This is a genomic window from Mesorhizobium sp. Cs1299R1N1 (assembly GCF_037179655.1).
In the GTDB taxonomy this organism is placed as follows: domain Bacteria; phylum Pseudomonadota; class Alphaproteobacteria; order Rhizobiales; family Rhizobiaceae; genus Mesorhizobium; species Mesorhizobium salmacidum.
The window spans coordinates 74,110-89,234 of sequence record NZ_JAPYKR010000001.1 but is presented as its reverse complement, the minus strand read 5'-3'; the positions used below and the strand labels follow the sequence as shown (position 1 = coordinate 89,234).

General features: G+C 59.1%; 15 protein-coding genes. 7 read left to right on the top strand and 8 right to left on the bottom strand.

Annotation, left to right across the window (positions count from 1 at the left end; genetic code table 11):
* The first annotated feature begins 58 nt into the window (after nt 1-58).
* Together O7A70_RS00450 and O7A70_RS00445 are read left to right on the top strand one after the other, a co-directional pair.
* On the top strand, nt 59-847 hold the full coding sequence (locus tag O7A70_RS00450; protein ID WP_337138508.1) for a SapC family protein: 789 nt from the start codon (nt 59-61) through the stop codon (nt 845-847).
* A 213-nt stretch (nt 848-1,060) separates the two neighbouring features.
* Complete coding sequence (locus tag O7A70_RS00445; protein WP_337139018.1) at nt 1,061-1,675, top strand: IS3 family transposase; 615 nt, start codon at nt 1,061-1,063, stop codon at nt 1,673-1,675.
* 995 nt (nt 1,676-2,670) lie between these two features.
* Here O7A70_RS00445 and O7A70_RS00440 read toward each other — a convergent pair.
* The 5 genes from O7A70_RS00440 to O7A70_RS00420 all read right to left on the bottom strand — a co-directional run bounded on the left by O7A70_RS00440 (nt 2,671) and on the right by O7A70_RS00420 (nt 7,434).
* Nucleotides 2,671-3,135 carry a hypothetical protein gene (locus tag O7A70_RS00440; protein ID WP_337138507.1) on the bottom strand — a complete coding sequence of 155 codons (465 nt, stop codon included), beginning with the start codon at nt 3,133-3,135 and terminating at the stop codon, nt 2,671-2,673.
* Between the two features lie 172 nt (nt 3,136-3,307).
* Entirely contained in the window at nt 3,308-3,796 is a 489-nt protein-coding gene (locus O7A70_RS00435) for a hypothetical protein (RefSeq protein ID WP_337138506.1), read from the bottom strand.
* Between the two features lie 63 nt (nt 3,797-3,859).
* Nucleotides 3,860-4,714, bottom strand: a complete 855-nt coding sequence (locus tag O7A70_RS00430) for a PRC-barrel domain-containing protein (RefSeq protein ID WP_337138504.1) — start codon at nt 4,712-4,714, stop codon at nt 3,860-3,862.
* A 589-nt stretch (nt 4,715-5,303) separates the two neighbouring features.
* Complete coding sequence (locus O7A70_RS00425; RefSeq protein ID WP_337138503.1) at nt 5,304-7,052, bottom strand: PHP domain-containing protein; 1,749 nt, start codon at nt 7,050-7,052, stop codon at nt 5,304-5,306.
* Nucleotides 7,053-7,089: 37 nt separating this feature from the next.
* On the bottom strand, nt 7,090-7,434 hold the full coding sequence (locus tag O7A70_RS00420; protein ID WP_337138501.1) for an avidin/streptavidin family protein: 345 nt from the start codon (nt 7,432-7,434) through the stop codon (nt 7,090-7,092).
* A gap of 98 nt (nt 7,435-7,532) precedes the next feature.
* Between O7A70_RS00420 and O7A70_RS00415 the strand changes: the two genes are divergently transcribed.
* The 4 genes from O7A70_RS00415 to O7A70_RS00400 all read left to right on the top strand — a co-directional run bounded on the left by O7A70_RS00415 (nt 7,533) and on the right by O7A70_RS00400 (nt 9,822).
* Nucleotides 7,533-7,673 carry a hypothetical protein gene (locus tag O7A70_RS00415; RefSeq protein ID WP_337138500.1) on the top strand — a complete coding sequence of 47 codons (141 nt, stop codon included), beginning with the start codon at nt 7,533-7,535 and terminating at the stop codon, nt 7,671-7,673.
* A gap of 231 nt (nt 7,674-7,904) precedes the next feature.
* Nucleotides 7,905-9,008 (top strand): flavodoxin family protein, encoded by a 1,104-nt coding sequence (locus O7A70_RS00410; protein ID WP_337138498.1) that lies wholly within the window; start codon nt 7,905-7,907, stop codon nt 9,006-9,008.
* 219 nt (nt 9,009-9,227) lie between these two features.
* Nucleotides 9,228-9,653, top strand: a complete 426-nt coding sequence (locus tag O7A70_RS00405) for a YhjD/YihY/BrkB family envelope integrity protein (RefSeq protein WP_337138497.1) — start codon at nt 9,228-9,230, stop codon at nt 9,651-9,653.
* On the top strand, nt 9,586-9,822 hold the full coding sequence (locus O7A70_RS00400; protein ID WP_337138496.1) for a YhjD/YihY/BrkB family envelope integrity protein: 237 nt from the start codon (nt 9,586-9,588) through the stop codon (nt 9,820-9,822). The genes O7A70_RS00405 and O7A70_RS00400 overlap by 68 nt, the downstream gene beginning before the upstream one ends.
* A gap of 108 nt (nt 9,823-9,930) precedes the next feature.
* Here the strand turns inward: O7A70_RS00400 and O7A70_RS00395 are convergent, their stop codons facing one another.
* Both O7A70_RS00395 and O7A70_RS00390 read right to left on the bottom strand, forming a co-directional pair.
* On the bottom strand, nt 9,931-12,141 hold the full coding sequence (locus O7A70_RS00395; RefSeq protein WP_337138494.1) for an amylo-alpha-1,6-glucosidase: 2,211 nt from the start codon (nt 12,139-12,141) through the stop codon (nt 9,931-9,933).
* Between the two features lie 17 nt (nt 12,142-12,158).
* The gene (locus O7A70_RS00390; protein WP_337138492.1) at nt 12,159-13,238 is read right to left on the bottom strand and encodes a glycosyltransferase family 4 protein; all 1,080 of its coding nucleotides are present in this window, start codon (nt 13,236-13,238) and stop codon (nt 12,159-12,161) included.
* 328 nt (nt 13,239-13,566) lie between these two features.
* Between O7A70_RS00390 and O7A70_RS00385 the strand changes: the two genes are divergently transcribed.
* The gene (locus tag O7A70_RS00385) at nt 13,567-13,710 is read left to right on the top strand and encodes a hypothetical protein (protein WP_337138491.1); all 144 of its coding nucleotides are present in this window, start codon (nt 13,567-13,569) and stop codon (nt 13,708-13,710) included.
* A gap of 1,073 nt (nt 13,711-14,783) precedes the next feature.
* Here the strand turns inward: O7A70_RS00385 and O7A70_RS00380 are convergent.
* A complete protein-coding gene (locus O7A70_RS00380) occupies nt 14,784-15,059 on the bottom strand; it encodes a DUF6894 family protein (RefSeq protein WP_337138490.1) in 276 nt (91 codons plus the stop codon).
* Between the last annotated feature and the right edge of the window lie 66 nt (nt 15,060-15,125).

The following is a 15,125-nucleotide window of genomic DNA, read 5'->3' as shown; positions in this document are numbered from 1 at the left end:
TAGCCCCATGGGCCGAACAATCACGGCGCTCCTCGCCAGACCGGAACCTGAGTAGACGATGACCAAAAACACACAAGAAAACCTGACAAAACCACTCCTCCCGCTCTTCTACAAGGATCCCGTGCTTCTTCGTTTCGAGGACCATCGCGATGCCCGGCTTGCGCCAGTGGCCGGCTTCGGGTTTGCGCGCGAGGCAGTCGCCATTCCGCTCTGCATCGGCGAATTCGCCATGGCCATGCGACACTACCCGATCGTCTTCGCCATCGACGAAAACGCCTCCCCGATCGCGCTCGTCGCAATCAAGCGGGAGCATAACCTGTTCGTCGAGCGCGATGGCTCGTGGCGCGACGGCAGCTACATCCCCGCCTATGTGCGGCGCTACCCCTTCATCGGCACCGAGACGCCGGACAAGGCGGGGCAACTGCTCAGCATCGATCGCGCATCGGATCGCTTCGTCCCATCGACCGGGGACCTGCACGACGCGGAGCGACTGTTCGACGGGGCGGGTGGCCCGACCGCGACCGCGCAATCGGCGATGGCCTTCTGCCAGGCCTACTACGCCGATTCAACGAACACGGTCGCCTTTGGCCGGGCGCTCGTCGCCGCCAACTTGCTGACACCGTACCATGTGGACATCAGGCTTCCGGATGGCTCGCAACATCAGGTGAACGGTTTCTCGGCCGTGGACGAGAAGGCGTTTCGCGCGCTTCCGGCCGAGACCGTCACGGACTGGCATGCGAACGGCTGGCTCGATCTTGTGATCCTGCACCTTACCTCGCTCCAGAGTTTCCAGGGGTTGTTAGGCCTCAACGCGCAGCGCGCAAACGAACGAAAGGTGGTCGCATGATGACCAAGAAGATTCAGGTTTTTGACGTCTCCGCGGTTGCCGTTGTGGCGGTTGTCGCCGGCCTGTATGGCGCCAAGCGTCGCCATCTAGACACCAGGCTCGGCGGCCACGATCACCAACGGCCACTAGGATCCGGCGCCCCAGCGCCTTCAGGTCGCACAGGCGCAGACCGGCGGGGCCGCCGCATCCGGTCTTCCGGGAGGGGCGTCATCGCTGAACGAGACCTACAAGGACTGGCGGGTCGCTTGCGCCCTGCAGGGAGCAGTGAAGCGCAAGGCGGGTTTCGTGCCAATGATGACGGATTCCAGGCATGGCTGGCGGGTCGTTCCCAATCTGGCACGAGGCCTCCAGCTGACCGACATTGACCAGCTCTGGGTCGCCGACATCACCTATGTCCATCTTGCCGAGGAGTTCGCCTATCTTGCGATCGTGCTTGACGCCTTCAGCCGCAAGATCATCGGCTGGGCAATGGCAACCCACCTCAAGTCCGAGTTGGCGATCGCGGCGCTCGACCAGGCGATTGCGGTGCGTCGGCCTCCGCCGGGCAGCGTCATCCACCACAGCGATCGCGGCGTGCAATATGCCTGCGCTGAATACGCTGCACGACTTGCAGCGCATCGCATCCAGCCGAGCGTGAGCCGGATCGGCAACCCCTATGACAATGCCAAGGCGGAGCGCTTCATGCGAACGCTGAAGGAGGAAGAGGTCGATGGCCGAGCCTATCGCGATATCATCGATGCCAAGACGAGCATCGGCGAATTCATCGAGCGGGTCTACAACAGGCAGCGCCTGCATTCCGCGCTCGACTATCTCTCTCTCGCCGGATGAATACGAAGCCGGCCTAACGCGATTGCGCCAGGATCCCCTGGCCGCAATCCAAAACCTGGAGAACTGTCCCTAATTTGTGTCTCACCCAAGGGGTGCAGTCCACCATGTCTTAGGTCTCCGGGCCGAACAAATGGATTTTGGTAGCGGGAGAGGGATACCGCCAATACAGTGCGGCCACTGAATTCGTTTGCTAACTCGACTCCTCTGTAGGTTATAGGGCGGTTTGCAGCCTTAAATCGTGTCCCCGCAACCACTTTCATCAGGAACGCCGACTGGGGCCTGCAATTCGTCTGGGGTGCCCGGAAGCTTTTCGAACTTTCTGTCTCACACCCCCGGATGAATTGCGTGCGCTTGTCAGAGAAGTTGGGATGTCGGAACCCGTCTTGGGATAGCTTTGATTTGACGACATCGGTGGGTTGTCGGGAAGGACAGGCGGTGCGATTGTTTGTTGTGTTGGATGATATCGGCGTTCTGCCGAGCGCATGAGTTTCATAGAAGTGACCTGGCTGATTTTCTTCAATTGTCTTTGATGGCATAATCCGGGATGTGGGGGTTTGATGTTGGAAAACGATCTGGAGCAGAAATTCTACTATTCTACCTCAAAACTCATCAAATCCTGTGCCATATTCGCCTCGATTTTAGGTCTCGGGATTTTCTGTCTTCAGTATAAACATCCGCCAGGTGTCACGCCACTGAAGTGAGCGGCTAATTCTTCTTCCAGACGCTCGAAATCACTTCCGGGGAAGGGGTGACCCTGGTTGTATGAGCGCGGCAACAGGATTTGAGGATTTGAACGAGATACATAGCAATCACCGCTGTGCGGCGATCTCAGGGATTACTTCCGAAAAGAGTGATCTGCGAATAGCCCGATGGGGCAAAAGGAAACGGGCGACGCTCGCCCGTTATCGCCACAGTTAGCGATGTCGAGGTCCAACATGTACCGTCCTTCATGTCCGTGGACCTTTCGCTGCCTATTTCAGTTTTCTCGTCGTCTCTTACTCCCTCGCATGAGTTAAAAAGCGGAATACCGGCCAGTGGGCAATCGCTTCGCGCAATTTGCTGAAAAGCTTGCCTTCTTTGTTGATGGCAGATCGAACTTGAACGGCAGCCCATCCGGCTTTCATCGTCCCGCCGACATGGCAATGGCAGACGACAGCGTGCAACTGCCAATTCGTAAGCTCGAAGAAGCGCTTCGCTTCGCCATACGTATCGTTCTTCAGCCCTTCAGCCCGCAAAGTTGGATCGGCGAAAGCGATGCTGATCGCGGAGCCGAGGGACTGGGTTTTGTCGCGCACGTCCAAGGTCATGTATTCCGTCCCGGGGAAGGCGGCGAGGTACTGCTCGGGATTTCGCTCGAGCAGCATGGCCCAATGTTCCAAACGCTGGCGCCGCGTCATAGCTGGAAAGGATGCTTCGACCTCCGCGACCCCATGCAGTTCCGCAAGTGTCTGATGTTTCATGGCCATCTCCTGTTGGCGAGGCGCTCCGCCTGCAACAGGCCGAACTAGCCTCAATCGTCCCTATGCAGGCGAACCTGCAGTCCATCGAGAAGTTCCATTGGCGAGAAAATTTGACAGTATGCCTGCTTCAATTTCCCGCTGTCTCCATGCCTTGGACCTCCCACGCAACGAGCTACTGCGATGCTTGGACCAGCCGTCGCAGCAATGGGTAATCCTTTAGGTCCTTGTAAGGGGTGAGATCTAACTCCCCTGGCACGCAGCGAAGCTGTTCCTCATCAATTGCTTTCTCATGCCCTTCGATGACGCTTTGGTAGTGCCGCCAGGGCAGGCCAGCCCCTCTGACCGCGTCTCTCTCGATGCGTAAAGCGATTTGATGGGCGTGCAGATAATGAAGGCGCAACTCGTCCAAAAGAGCTTTTTCAACAATTTCGTGGCACACCAGAAACGGTTCGAGCCGAACGTCCTTGCCTCTCCATCTGATGGTGCGGGGCAGGTGTCGGTCGATGTAGATCGTAGTTGCATCCCGGCTGTACCCAGCGATGTAGGGAATATCGAACTCGTGGCTGACCTTGACTCGTCGATGAAGCGCGGAAACGACATCAGACAGGACGAGGTCGCTGATATCTTCAGAGCTATGACGGACCTCGTCGGGTAATTTCAAGTCCGCTCCTGCCATCTGTCAGCGGAAGCGCCCGCCGCATAGGCGAGCGCTTCCGATGACTTTTTACTTGTTGATGATGATGCGCTGCTTGTCCCGGTTTTGTGCGTAAGTAGCCTTGTCGTACGCTACCTGCGCCTCCAACTGGTCCTTGGTGAAGTTCGTATAGAGGTAACGGTTACCATTCTTGTCGGTCATCAACTTGAGGTTCTCCATACCGACGGCGACCTTCTTTTCGCCGATGCCCAAAAATCCACCTACATCAACGATTATCGAGTCGACCTTCTTGTCACCCGTCAGGATAACGTCGCCGATCTCGCCGACCTTCGCATCGTCTGCGCCATAGACGTTGGTTCCGATCAGATTTGCCGCACTGATTTTGTCTGACGGCATTTCGGTCAAGGTCGTCTTATCGATCGAGGCCGTCGCAGTCCTATCGGTTTTGGTATTAGCCGCTTGGGTAGCCGCCGTGTTGTTAGTCGGCTGGGCCGTCGAGGCTGCCGCGGTATCGTAAACCTTCGTATCGAAAATGGGCTGAGCAATAAGCTCATCCTTGGTCGTCTTTGCAACCAACCAGCGATCGCCCTTCTTGTTCACCCATTCAAGCTTGTTGAAGTCGTAGGCGACATTTTTTTCGCCCACGCCAAGGAAACCGCCGACACCAATGACGACGAGTTTGGCGTTCCCGTCCTTGTCCAGGACGATGTCCTTAACATCGCCGATCTTCGTCGCGTTATCGGCGCTGCTGTCATAGACCGCAGCTCCCATGATCTTGGAGACGAGCTTGCCATCAGTAACCGGAGCAACAACCTCCGTCTGGGCAGCGGGCTTGCTGGTGTTTGCGGCGTGTGCACCGGCGGTGCAGAGCGCCGTCGTAATGAGAGCGCCCGTCGCCACCGTAGCGAGTATCTTGCGGACCATTGTGAAATTCCTCCTGTTGTTGATAGACCGTCGGTTTCCGCCGACGTCATTTCAATCAACGAAAACAAAGGCCCTACGTTCCGGAGTCCATGGTCCTGCCGGCGTCGCCTGAGGGCGCATGCCGAACCTGCGCTACCTTGGCGACAGGGTCGCCGCGGCTGTTTCCGAGGAGGGAGCGATCCCTTGGCCGGTCGGCGGCATGCTTTCTGGACGGCTTTCGAGCGGCGCCGCCGAAACATGGCTCTCAAATTTGGATCCGAGGGCGACCCTGAATTGGCCCTGATGGTTAGTTAGCCAGTACTGTCTCCTGGCAGATGCGCCGTTTTGGCGTCCAGCTCATATCCGGAACGCCAGGACTTCCGGTTCGGCTCGGAGTCGGTGCATAGCTCTACCTGTAGCAATGAAACGCTGAGCCGAACCGAGTCGATCTGATTGATAAGCGCGGCCTTGACGATCCTTCGACTTTGCATGGTCCTTATCTCAACCAAGACGATCCCAAACTTGGTCCACGGTAAAAGTTAGTTCCTCGGATCCAAGACGTAACACGGCGGCTAGACGCTGAGAGCAGAACGCTTTTACAAACTCTCGGCTAACCTTTGTGAGGCCCGAGGACGTTCCTGTTTGCGGCCCCTCGGGCGGCAGCTTTCCGCCCGGGCGAGCGGCGCTTGCCGCCGATCTTTGAACCGCAGTTGCGCTTTGAAAGGTATGCAAGCAGAGCGGCCAATCCCATGGCATTGAGAACCCGCTCTCTGGGGACGCCCCCTTTGCGTGCCATCTCGACCCCCCAATGCATGTGGTCGAGTTCGCGGATTGAATGCGCGTCCGGATTGATGCTGAAGATGCAGCCATAGTCGAGTGCCTTCTGATGCCACCGCCAATCGAGATCGAGGCGCCACGGATGCGCATTGATCTCAACAGCGACGTTATATCTCGCGCACGCTCTGAGGACTTCTTCGACGTCTAGCTCATAGCCGGGACGACGCAACAACTGGCGACCGGTCATGTGCCCGATGATTGTCGTGAGGGGATTCGCGATTGCAGCAATGATACGGTCCGTCTGCTCTTTCTTGGGCAACTGGAAGCGGCTGTGCACGCTCGCGACAACGAAATCAAACTGCTTCAAGACGTCGTCCGGATAATCAAGCGAGCCGTCGGCCAGGATGTCTGCCTCGATGCCCTTCAGGACACGAAATTTACCACCGTACTTCGTGTTCAGCCGATCCGCTTCGCGGTGCTGTTCAGCAATATCTCGCAGCGTGAGCCCGCCCGCGTAGTGGGCAGACTGCGAATGGTCGGCGACACCATAGTATTCAAACCCACGCTTGCGGGTCGCTTCAGCCATTGCCTCAAGCGTTTCGGTGCCATCGGATGCGGTCGTGTGAGAATGCAGGATGCCATGCAGATCTTCATCCCGGACGAGGGTAGGGAGTTGCCGCCTCGCTGCCCGCTCAATCTCGTCCCTGCCTTCGCGCAATTCAGGTTCAATAAATTGCAGGTCCAACGCTTCGTAAATTTCCACCTCTGTCGCTGACGCGATCAGCTTTCTGCCGCGGTAGAGCCCATCGGGTTTGAGGGCGAACCCTCTCTCGGCCGCGTACATCGTCAACTGCTCAAGATGGTCCGCCGAACCGGTTGCTTGGAGGAGGCTGGCGCCAAAGTGCTTATTGTTCGTGACGACAAGCCTGAGGGTGGACTGCTCGATTTCGGTCGGCTTATTCCCCAGCGCTACCAGCGCGAGGTCGGCAACAAGTTCGCAACCGCGCCGAAAATCGCCGGCGATTTCCACGCGCGAAAACTCTGGATGCTCTTGCTTCACCGATAGGATCGCATGCTGAAGGAGAGCGGCGGCCTTGTGCAGGTGAAGCTGTGCTTCGCCGCTTCGCGCGATAGTGAGGTTCTGCAGAATTTTTGTCTGAAGCGAAGCACCGAGGCCTTTGACTGGCCGGATGCGATCTGCCTTTGCGGCGGCTTCGAGCTCAGCCAACGAGTTCACGCCGAGCGCCTGATGAAGCTTCAGTATCTTGTCGGGCCGAAGCCCTGGTACGGTGAAAAGCTCCATCACACCCGCCGGCACCTCCTCGCGCAGCTTCTCAAGGCGTGGATGCGTACCCGTTTCATAGAGTTTGCGCACAATATCTGCGATCGCGTTGCCGATCCCCGGGATCCTGATGAGGGCGCCGGCGGCGATGATGCGGTCGAGCGGCTGCGACAACGCAGCCAGACTGTCAGCCGCGTGCAGATATGCTTTGGTGCGATAGGGGTTGTCCCCGCGCAGCGCCGTGCGATGTCCGTATTCCCTTAGGAGGCTGGCGACTGTCCGCGTATCGGTTTTTGCCATGGTCGAGGCAAACGGGGCCAACCTTCGCAGGTTCCAATCAGGTCAAGGTTCGTGAGGCGAACGTGCGGAAAATCTCAATAGTCCGCAAAGACGGCGCGAGGGGGCAGATAGTCACTCGTCGCCTTTGCGCTCCCTTCGGCGGCAGCGGTGACATCACCAGCTTGCCGGTGTAGCTCACCGCGGCGGGGCTGGCCGTACCCTCGCTGGCGGCGGTTATTCCAATCACGTCGCCATGCGCGATGCCGAATATCGGCACGGTCTGTCCATAGAAGCTGCTGTCTTCGAGCGCCGTACGAAACGTGCCTTGAATCCGGCCGCCGTCCTCGCCGGTGATGTCGAGGACAGACCCATACTGATTGCGCCATATGCCAACCCAAGACATCCGCCCAGCCAAAGGACCCGCAAGCGCAGAACTGCCAGGCCAAGCCCAACGCCAACGACCAGCAGCAAAAGCAGAAGCCAGAGGCCGCCACGGACGAATTGTCGAAGCAGCTCGGCGATTGCGGCGGCGTGCTGAAGCCGCCGCCGACTGGCGACCAGAACGCTATGGCGCCGCCGCCGACCGGCAGCGACATGCCGGTGATCAAGCCGGGCGAGGTGCCACCGCAGACGTCGAAGTAAGCGGCCGGCGGGGACCGCCCCGCCCGGAACTCATCGCGTCCTGCCGGTTGGGTTTTGGGGGGCGGGTCACCACACCTTCTGACCTGCGGTCTTTCGGCTCCCACGGCCCGATGCTTGCCGGCCCCGTCTCTACGCACCGGGCGGGCCTTTTTCTCAACCGGAACCAATCGTCGCGCGCCGAATTGTCATTCGCGGGCCGCCCAGCCCGCTGCGTATGGGCTCGGGTAGAAAATGGCAGAGCAGACGCGATCCGACAAAGCCGACATTGAACCGCGCAAAGGGATGCCCAGCCCGCGCCTCGGCGAGGCGGAATTCAAGCAGCGCTACAGGAAACTGTTCTACGATCCAGCCTTCGAGGGGGAGGCCGAATCCCTTGGTAGGTTGGCTGAGATCGCCTGGCAGGCCTATAGCGAGGAACGCAAGAGCCCCGTTACCCGTAAGGCCGGAGAGGGCTTCCATGATCCCGATTACGATCTGTCGGTCGAATGGATCGCCGCCCATGAGGCGGTCGAGGCGGCACAGCGGCGCCACGAAGACAAAGCCGCGCCCTCGCGCGTCCTGATCATCAACGGCTCGTCGCGCAGCGAGCACACCTGCCCGGGCGAGATGTCGAAAAGCTTTCGGCTGGTCGAGCTGGCGCGCGATGCCATCGCGCAAAAGCCCCGCTTCTCGGTCGAGGTGCTTGACCTCTCGCGGCTGGCCTCCGAATACGGTCGCAAGATCTATCCCTGCAAGGCGTGCTTCTCGACGGCGGCGGCACTCTGCCACTGGCCGTGCTCCTGCTACCCGAACCATTCGCTGGGCCAAGTGCAGGACTGGATGAACGACATCTATCCGCTCTGGGTCGAGGCGCATGGCGTGATGATCGTGACGCCTGTCAACTGGTATCAAACCTCATCGCCGATCAAGCTGATGATGGACCGCCTCGTCTGCGCCGATGGCGGCAATCCCGACCCGACCCTGACGCAGGGCAAAGATGCTGCCCTTGCCAAGAAAGCTGAGCTTGCCGGTTGGGAGTATCCGCGCCATCTCGCCGGCCGGCTTTTCTCGGTCGTCGTGCATGGCGACACGGAAGGCGCGGCAAACGTGCGGTACGCGCTTGCCGACTGGCTGCGTTCTATGAAGCTCGATCCGATCGGAGAGCTTGGCGAGCTCGACCGCTATATCGGTTACTGGAAGCCCTATGCGACCAGCCATGAGGAGCTCGACGCCGACAAGGCTGTCCAGGCCGAAGTGACGAACGCCGCGCTGGCGCTCGCCGAAGCGGTCGGGAAGCGCCGGGCAGGGGAGTTCCCTGCGATCGGTGCCGGTCTCGAGGATCCACGTCCGAAATAAGTGAGGAAAAGATGCCGCGCTGGGCCGACGAAGCTTGGACGATCCTGAAGGAAAGCGTCACCGGCTATATCAACGACAATGCGCTGAGCCATGGCGCGGCGATGGCCTTTTACGTCACCACCTCGCTGGCCCCGATCCTTCTGATCGTCGTGGCGATCGCCGGTATCGTCATCGGCAACTGCCGCCCAGCTGGCGCTGTCGGCCGAGATATCCGGCGTCATGGGCCCGCAGAGCGCCGACCTTCTCAAGGCCACGATCGAAACCGCGTCGCACCGCTGGTCGGGCACTTTGGCCACCCTCATCGGGCTGGTGACGCTCTTCGTCACCGCGTCCGGCGTCTTCGGCGAGATGCAGCAGTCGCTCAATAAGATCTGGAAGGTGAAGCCCGACGGCGTGTCGCTATCGCGGCTGGTGCGGGCGAGGGCGGCGAGTCTCGGTCTTGTGGCCGCGCTCGGCTTCCTGCTCCTGGTGTCGCTCGCGGCGAGCACGGCGATCGCCGCGCTCGGCGAGTTGATCAACCGCAGCCTGCCGTTCGGAGAAATTCATCGTCAGCGCCATCAACACGGTCGTTTCCTTCGTGCTGATAGCGCTGCTCTTCGCCGCGATCTACAAAGTCCTGCCCGACCGCAGGCTCAAATGGCGTGATGTCGCGATCGGAGCGGTGGTCACGGCGCTGCTGTTCACCATCGGCAAGTCGCTGATCGGCTGGTACATCGGCACAAGCGCCATCGCCACCTCCTATGGCGCGGCCGGCGCGCTGATGGTGGTGCTGGTCTGGGTCTATTATTCGGCGCAAATCTTCGGTCTTATGTAGCAAACGCACCAAGGTGCGTTTGCTACATAAGACCGCTTAAATGTTACGATCGAGCCCATCCGGACAGTGCCGGCGGAGACCCAGCCAGCCTGATGAGATGCCGGCTGGTCAGCTCTTCGCCACGACTCTGATCGATCCAGTGCGGCCGAGAACGTCCACGACCACCTGGGACCCGGTACGACGGAGCGCCACGTCCACCGACGCGGCACCCAGAGAAAGCCGCCTCAGGACGATTTGGTCCAGGAATCTCGGCAAGACAGGGGCGTCAAAAACGACAAACTGCGATTTCGGATCGAACTCGAGGCCGAGGCAAGCTTGGACGAAAAGCAAGGGCGCGGCGGCCGCCCACGCCTGGGGATTGCATGCGACCGGATAGAAGGTCGGTGCTTGGGCACTTTGGCGCGGGAAGCCGCAGAATAGTTCTGGCAAGCGGCGCAGATCAAGATATGTCGAGGCGGCGAACAGACCTTCGAATATCCTAGCAGCTTCATGTCGGAAGCCATAGCGAGCGAAGCCGGCGGCGATAAGCGCGTTATCATGCGGCCAGACAGAGCCATTATGATAGCTCATTGGATTGTAGCGGGCCTCTGTCGCAGCGACGGTTCTGATACCCCAGCCCGTAAAGAAGGCGCGCTCCGTGAGACTCTGCACTACACGCTTTGCTCGCTCGGCACGCGCGAGACCGGTGAAAAGTGTATGACCGGCATTTGACGAACGCACCCTGCAGGGGCGCTTGTCTCCGTCGAGCGCAAGCACATACGTTCCGAGTTGCTCGTCGAAAAAGCAGATGTCGAAGCGGTCGCGGAGGTCTGATGCCTTGGCTTCGAGCTTGTTGGCTCGGGCCGAATTGCCGAGCCGACGAGAGATCGCAGCGGCCGCGCACCACGCTCCGTAAACGTACGCCTGCACCTCGGCGAGTGCGATCGCTCCCTTCGCAAGCGTTCCATCCGCGTGAAAAACAGAATCGCTACTGTCCTTCCAACCCTGGTTTGCCAAACCATCGGGCGTCAATCGCTGGTACTCAACGAAGCCGTCTTTGTCGCGGTCACCGTAATCGTCGATCCAGGCGAGAGCAGCTTCGATATTGGGCATCAGACGCTGCAACGTGTCGAGATCGCTTGTCCTCTCCAGATAGGCACCTGCCAACATGATAAAGAGGGGCGTTGAGTCGACGCTGCCATAATATCGGCGGAACGGCACCTCCTGAAGCATCGCCATTTCGCCATGCCGCACTTCATGAAGGATTTTGCCAGGTTCCGCGTCCGACACATGATCGACGGCGGTTGCCTGATTGGCTGCGAGATAAAGGAGCACGCCGCGTGCTATCGACGGGTCGAGCCAAAGCATCTCCATGGCAGTAATGAGAGCGTCGCGCCCGAACACGGTGCTGAACCATGGAATGCCAGCATACGGATAGGGTCCCTCAGGCGTTTGTGTGATCAGCATGTAGAGGTCCGCCACACTTCGGTGCACCGCCTCATCAAAGATTTCGTTGGAGGTTGTTATGGCGGCGGCCTTTGATGTGGAATAGCGCAGCGCCCGCCGCGCATCGCGAAGTGCAATGAAAAAGGTCCGGCGAGGCGACGGGTCGCCGATTTCCTCGTTGTCACAGCCGACATGAAGGAAGAGCGAACGCGTCTCGTGAGGTGCGAGTTCGATCACGAAGGTCGCCTGTTCACCGGTGAGCGTCGCCGGCTCGGGATCGAAGGACAAAATGGTAGTGCGCCGCACGCCATCCAAGCCCACGTAAGCAAGCGCGACCCGGTTACCGGCCACGTCCGGCTGACAATCCTGTCCGCGCTGGGGGCGCGGCGTGCCCCGGACTTCGAACAGATCCGCAAAGTCGGATGCGAAAACCAGTTCAAGCTGGAGACGATGCGGAACTTCATCGAAATTTCGTACAGCCAGCCGCTCGAAACATCGGGCGTCCCACAGTAGTCGCGTCCGCCGGAGATGAATCAAGTCGTGCTTCAGCACACGAACGCCTTCAGCATCGAAAATGTCTGGATTGGTTAAATCGCAAGTCAAGGTCGCATTGTCGTCGCGCAATGTCGAACTGAGCAGCATAGGCCTGGCGCCATTGACCGTCAGACCAAGATGCGAAAGATAGCGTGTGTCGCGATAGTAAATCCCGTCTGGGCTACCAGGTCCGGAGAGGACGTCGCCGTTACGGTCGAAAACGCCGAAAATATCGTCATGCTTGAGTGTTCGGGGCCGGCGCTCCTGCAGTGAGGGGACGAAGAGCTGGGCAAGATGCGTAACGCCAGCCCCCCCGGGAAAAGGTGCATGGGAGATCGCTTCAGCACTCACGGATTGCATCGCTGAGACCTCTAGCTTCAAGCTGACAGTTGAGCGCCCCTGGCGAGAGCCGTCACACCGCCTGACGATAGTGCGACAAGGCGATCATAAATCGACACATAGTCGGTTGCCATACGCTCGGCCGAGAACCGTTCTTCGAAAATAGCCCGGATCCGTTGCCGATCCAAATTGCCGACTGACTTTATCGCCTCAATTCCCTCGTCGACAGTTTTTACGACAAATCCCGAGACGCCATGGTCAATCACCTCGGGCACTGCGCCTCGATCAAACGCGATTACGGGGGTACCGCATGCCATGGCTTCGATCATCACCAACCCAAAGGGTTCGGGCCAGTTTATAGGGAAAAGCAGTGCCCGAGCGTTGCCGAGGAAATGGGCCTTGTGATGTTCATCTATTTCGCCGAGGAATTCCACGTTGGGATGCGTGGCGATCATGGGTGAGATTACGCTCTCCCAAAATAGCCTGTCCTGCTTGTCGATTTTGGCCGCGATCTTCAATGTCATGCCAGCGCGCGTGGCGATCTCGATCGCTGTCTCTGGACCTTTTTCCGGAGAAATACGGCCGAGAAACGCCAGATAATCACCCGAGGGATGCGTCGTCATCGGCAGTAGATCGCGCGGCAGCCCGTTATAGACTGTCCCGACCCAATTGACGGGCGGCATCGGGCGACGTTGTTCATCCGAGATCGATACCAGCGGCACGTCGGAAAAGCTTTGATAGAACGGATGCAGGTCAGGAAGATCAAGTCGTCCATGAAGGGTCGTGAGCGCAGGAGTTTGGAGGGTGTTGAGCAGTGGGAACTGCAGCAGATCAGTGTGAAAATGAACAACGTCAAACTCGTCGGCAACCCGCCGAACGCGATCGAGCATTACAATGTGATGAGGAATGGGATCCAGAACGGTCGGATCAAGCCTCAAGGCCCGGTCGCAGCATTTTATGAGCTCCGCTGCGGTATGCGAATCTCCACTTGCGAAAAGCGTGACCTCATGACCACGACGGACAAGCTCCTCGGCAAGGTACGACACGATCCGCTCGGTACCACCATAGAGTTTTGGGGGAACGCTTTCTGTTAACGGTGCGACTTGGGCAACCCTCATCGATCCGGTCCACTTATATCGTTCACCCAATTCGGTGCACCCGCTTCCGGCATTCCGAGAACCAAACACCGCAGAATCCAGATTGTTCCGCCGCTGAGCGCGCCTGTCTTGCCGGCGGACAAATGCTCGCGGGTAGGCAAAGCGGTTATGTGGAACGTCAGGGCTGCGGCTAAACTAGGACCGGCAACCGCTAACCAAATAACTCTCCCTGCTCTTTTCATCCCTAGCAGGCTGTTGAAGAAGGATCACGTTTGGCCTTGAGGATATGCCAGGTAAGGACAGCCAGCCCGCTTCCATCTTCGATCTCGACGCGCTTCGCGAGGCGTTCATGAAGTCTGTCCGCGAAAACAATGTCTCGCCTGCCGAATGGGGCGAGCATGCCCGATGGTTCATTCAACAGCTGGCGGACCACAAACTTTCGGAAGTGGCGGTTAGCCAGATAACCGGAGAGCCGGACGATAGCCAGGCATAGGGGAGGTCTCGCTGAACCGATCGACGTTGCGGCCATGAAGAGGCGACCCGGCTGCCACGGGGGGTCTTGGGGGACCTTACGGCAGCCGGGTCATGCCGGAAATCCTCCCGGCGAGCTTATCGTGGGCTTATATTAGAAACGACGCAAATAACCCTTCGGTACGCTATCTCGAATACCAAATAAGCATGGCAAGGCGGGCCAACCTAACCGGCGAGCGCACGGCCTACAGAGATTCCCAAGCCAATGGCGAGGCATTGATGAGCAGCTGAAGGGCGAACGCGCCGTAGCGGTCCCGCAGGCTGGTTTGCGGGGCTTTCAGACTGCGAGCGAGATCGTCAAGCGCGTGTTCCAACCTTAAAGCATAGATCGAAACGGATTCGCTGTGAATCCTTCGGCGGGCCGTTTTTGGTCCCTGGAACATGTGCCGAGCATAAAAGTTCGGGAACAGGCCGCCTACTGCCGCGGCCTAGCTCCTGAGCCTGGGTCACCCGCCCCGGGCAAGTCCTTTGATCCATCCTAGGGACCTCGGGACGCCCGCCGCTGCCGTGAATGGGGCGGCGGGTTATAAGGACCCCCGTGACCTATGCTGAGCGGATCAGCTCATAATATCGGTTGTCCAATTGCGGACCAGGAGCCATATCGCCAATGCGATCATGGCCAAAATGGCAAGCAAGGTATTCCAGGATAAGGCGAGCAGAGGGCACGAACGACTCCAGCGCACGACAGTTCAGGACTTAGCTTCGCCGTCTGTATGGTCAATCCCTCCGCAACCAACGCTGTGGCCATTCGTTGACTTGCGTGATTACAGCGATTCCAGAATGGAACCTTGCCCGCTGGTTCCGGCCGGCGGCTTTTTGCGTCGTCCAGACGGTCCGGCGGCGTAGGCCGGGAGGCTCCCAACCGTCCAGAGACGACAGTCCCCCAGCCACGGCCAGATCAGCGAAGCGGCTCCTAAATCTAGCCCTCAATTGGGATACTTTCCATGATGCCGTTCAGCCTGTCGCGCCCGCCAGGCAACCCACAGGTCAGCCGCGCGGTGGCAAGACAGGACGACGGTCACACGAGCTACTGGGTCAGGCGTGACTATCTGGGGAAGATCGCGATGGAGATGAGGCCCGTTCCGCCTCGACGTTGAAAACGATGCTCGCTCGCAAGACCAAATCGCCGCCGTCATCGCGCACGACAATCACCATCTCGTGGTGATCGCCGTTTGGAAGCGCATCCTTCGTCATCTCTGCGAGAGCCATAGTCGCTTCATATCTGACGGCGGCAACGTCCGGACACTCTGTGCCTTCATCGTCGTGGAAGATGGTTCCGTTGTCATCGACGTCGAAATAAAAGAGCGTCATGGGCGTCCAACCAAAAGGTGTGCCGTTTGTTCCTTCGACCTTAAGCTGTATGCGGGTGGTTAGCGC

What these genes read in the sequence shown, in the direction of transcription:
- O7A70_RS00450 (WP_337138508.1), top strand. Translation starts at nt 59, where the DNA reads ATGACCAAAAACACACAAGAAAACCTGACAAAACCACTCCTCCCGCTC.
- O7A70_RS00420 (WP_337138501.1), bottom strand. Translation starts at nt 7,434, where the DNA reads ATGTCTTGGGTTGGCATATGGCGCAATCAGTATGGGTCTGTCCTCGAC.
- O7A70_RS00390 (WP_337138492.1), bottom strand. Translation starts at nt 13,238, where the DNA reads ATGAGGGTTGCCCAAGTCGCACCGTTAACAGAAAGCGTTCCCCCAAAA.
- O7A70_RS00440 (WP_337138507.1), bottom strand. Translation starts at nt 3,135, where the DNA reads ATGAAACATCAGACACTTGCGGAACTGCATGGGGTCGCGGAGGTCGAA.
- O7A70_RS00410 (WP_337138498.1), top strand. Translation starts at nt 7,905, where the DNA reads ATGGCAGAGCAGACGCGATCCGACAAAGCCGACATTGAACCGCGCAAA.
- O7A70_RS00380 (WP_337138490.1), bottom strand. Translation starts at nt 15,059, where the DNA reads ATGACGCTCTTTTATTTCGACGTCGATGACAACGGAACCATCTTCCAC.
- O7A70_RS00425 (WP_337138503.1), bottom strand. Translation starts at nt 7,052, where the DNA reads ATGGCAAAAACCGATACGCGGACAGTCGCCAGCCTCCTAAGGGAATAC.
- O7A70_RS00385 (WP_337138491.1), top strand. Translation starts at nt 13,567, where the DNA reads ATGAAGTCTGTCCGCGAAAACAATGTCTCGCCTGCCGAATGGGGCGAG.
- O7A70_RS00405 (WP_337138497.1), top strand. Translation starts at nt 9,228, where the DNA reads ATGGGCCCGCAGAGCGCCGACCTTCTCAAGGCCACGATCGAAACCGCG.
- O7A70_RS00395 (WP_337138494.1), bottom strand. Translation starts at nt 12,141, where the DNA reads ATGCAATCCGTGAGTGCTGAAGCGATCTCCCATGCACCTTTTCCCGGG.
- O7A70_RS00430 (WP_337138504.1), bottom strand. Translation starts at nt 4,714, where the DNA reads ATGGTCCGCAAGATACTCGCTACGGTGGCGACGGGCGCTCTCATTACG.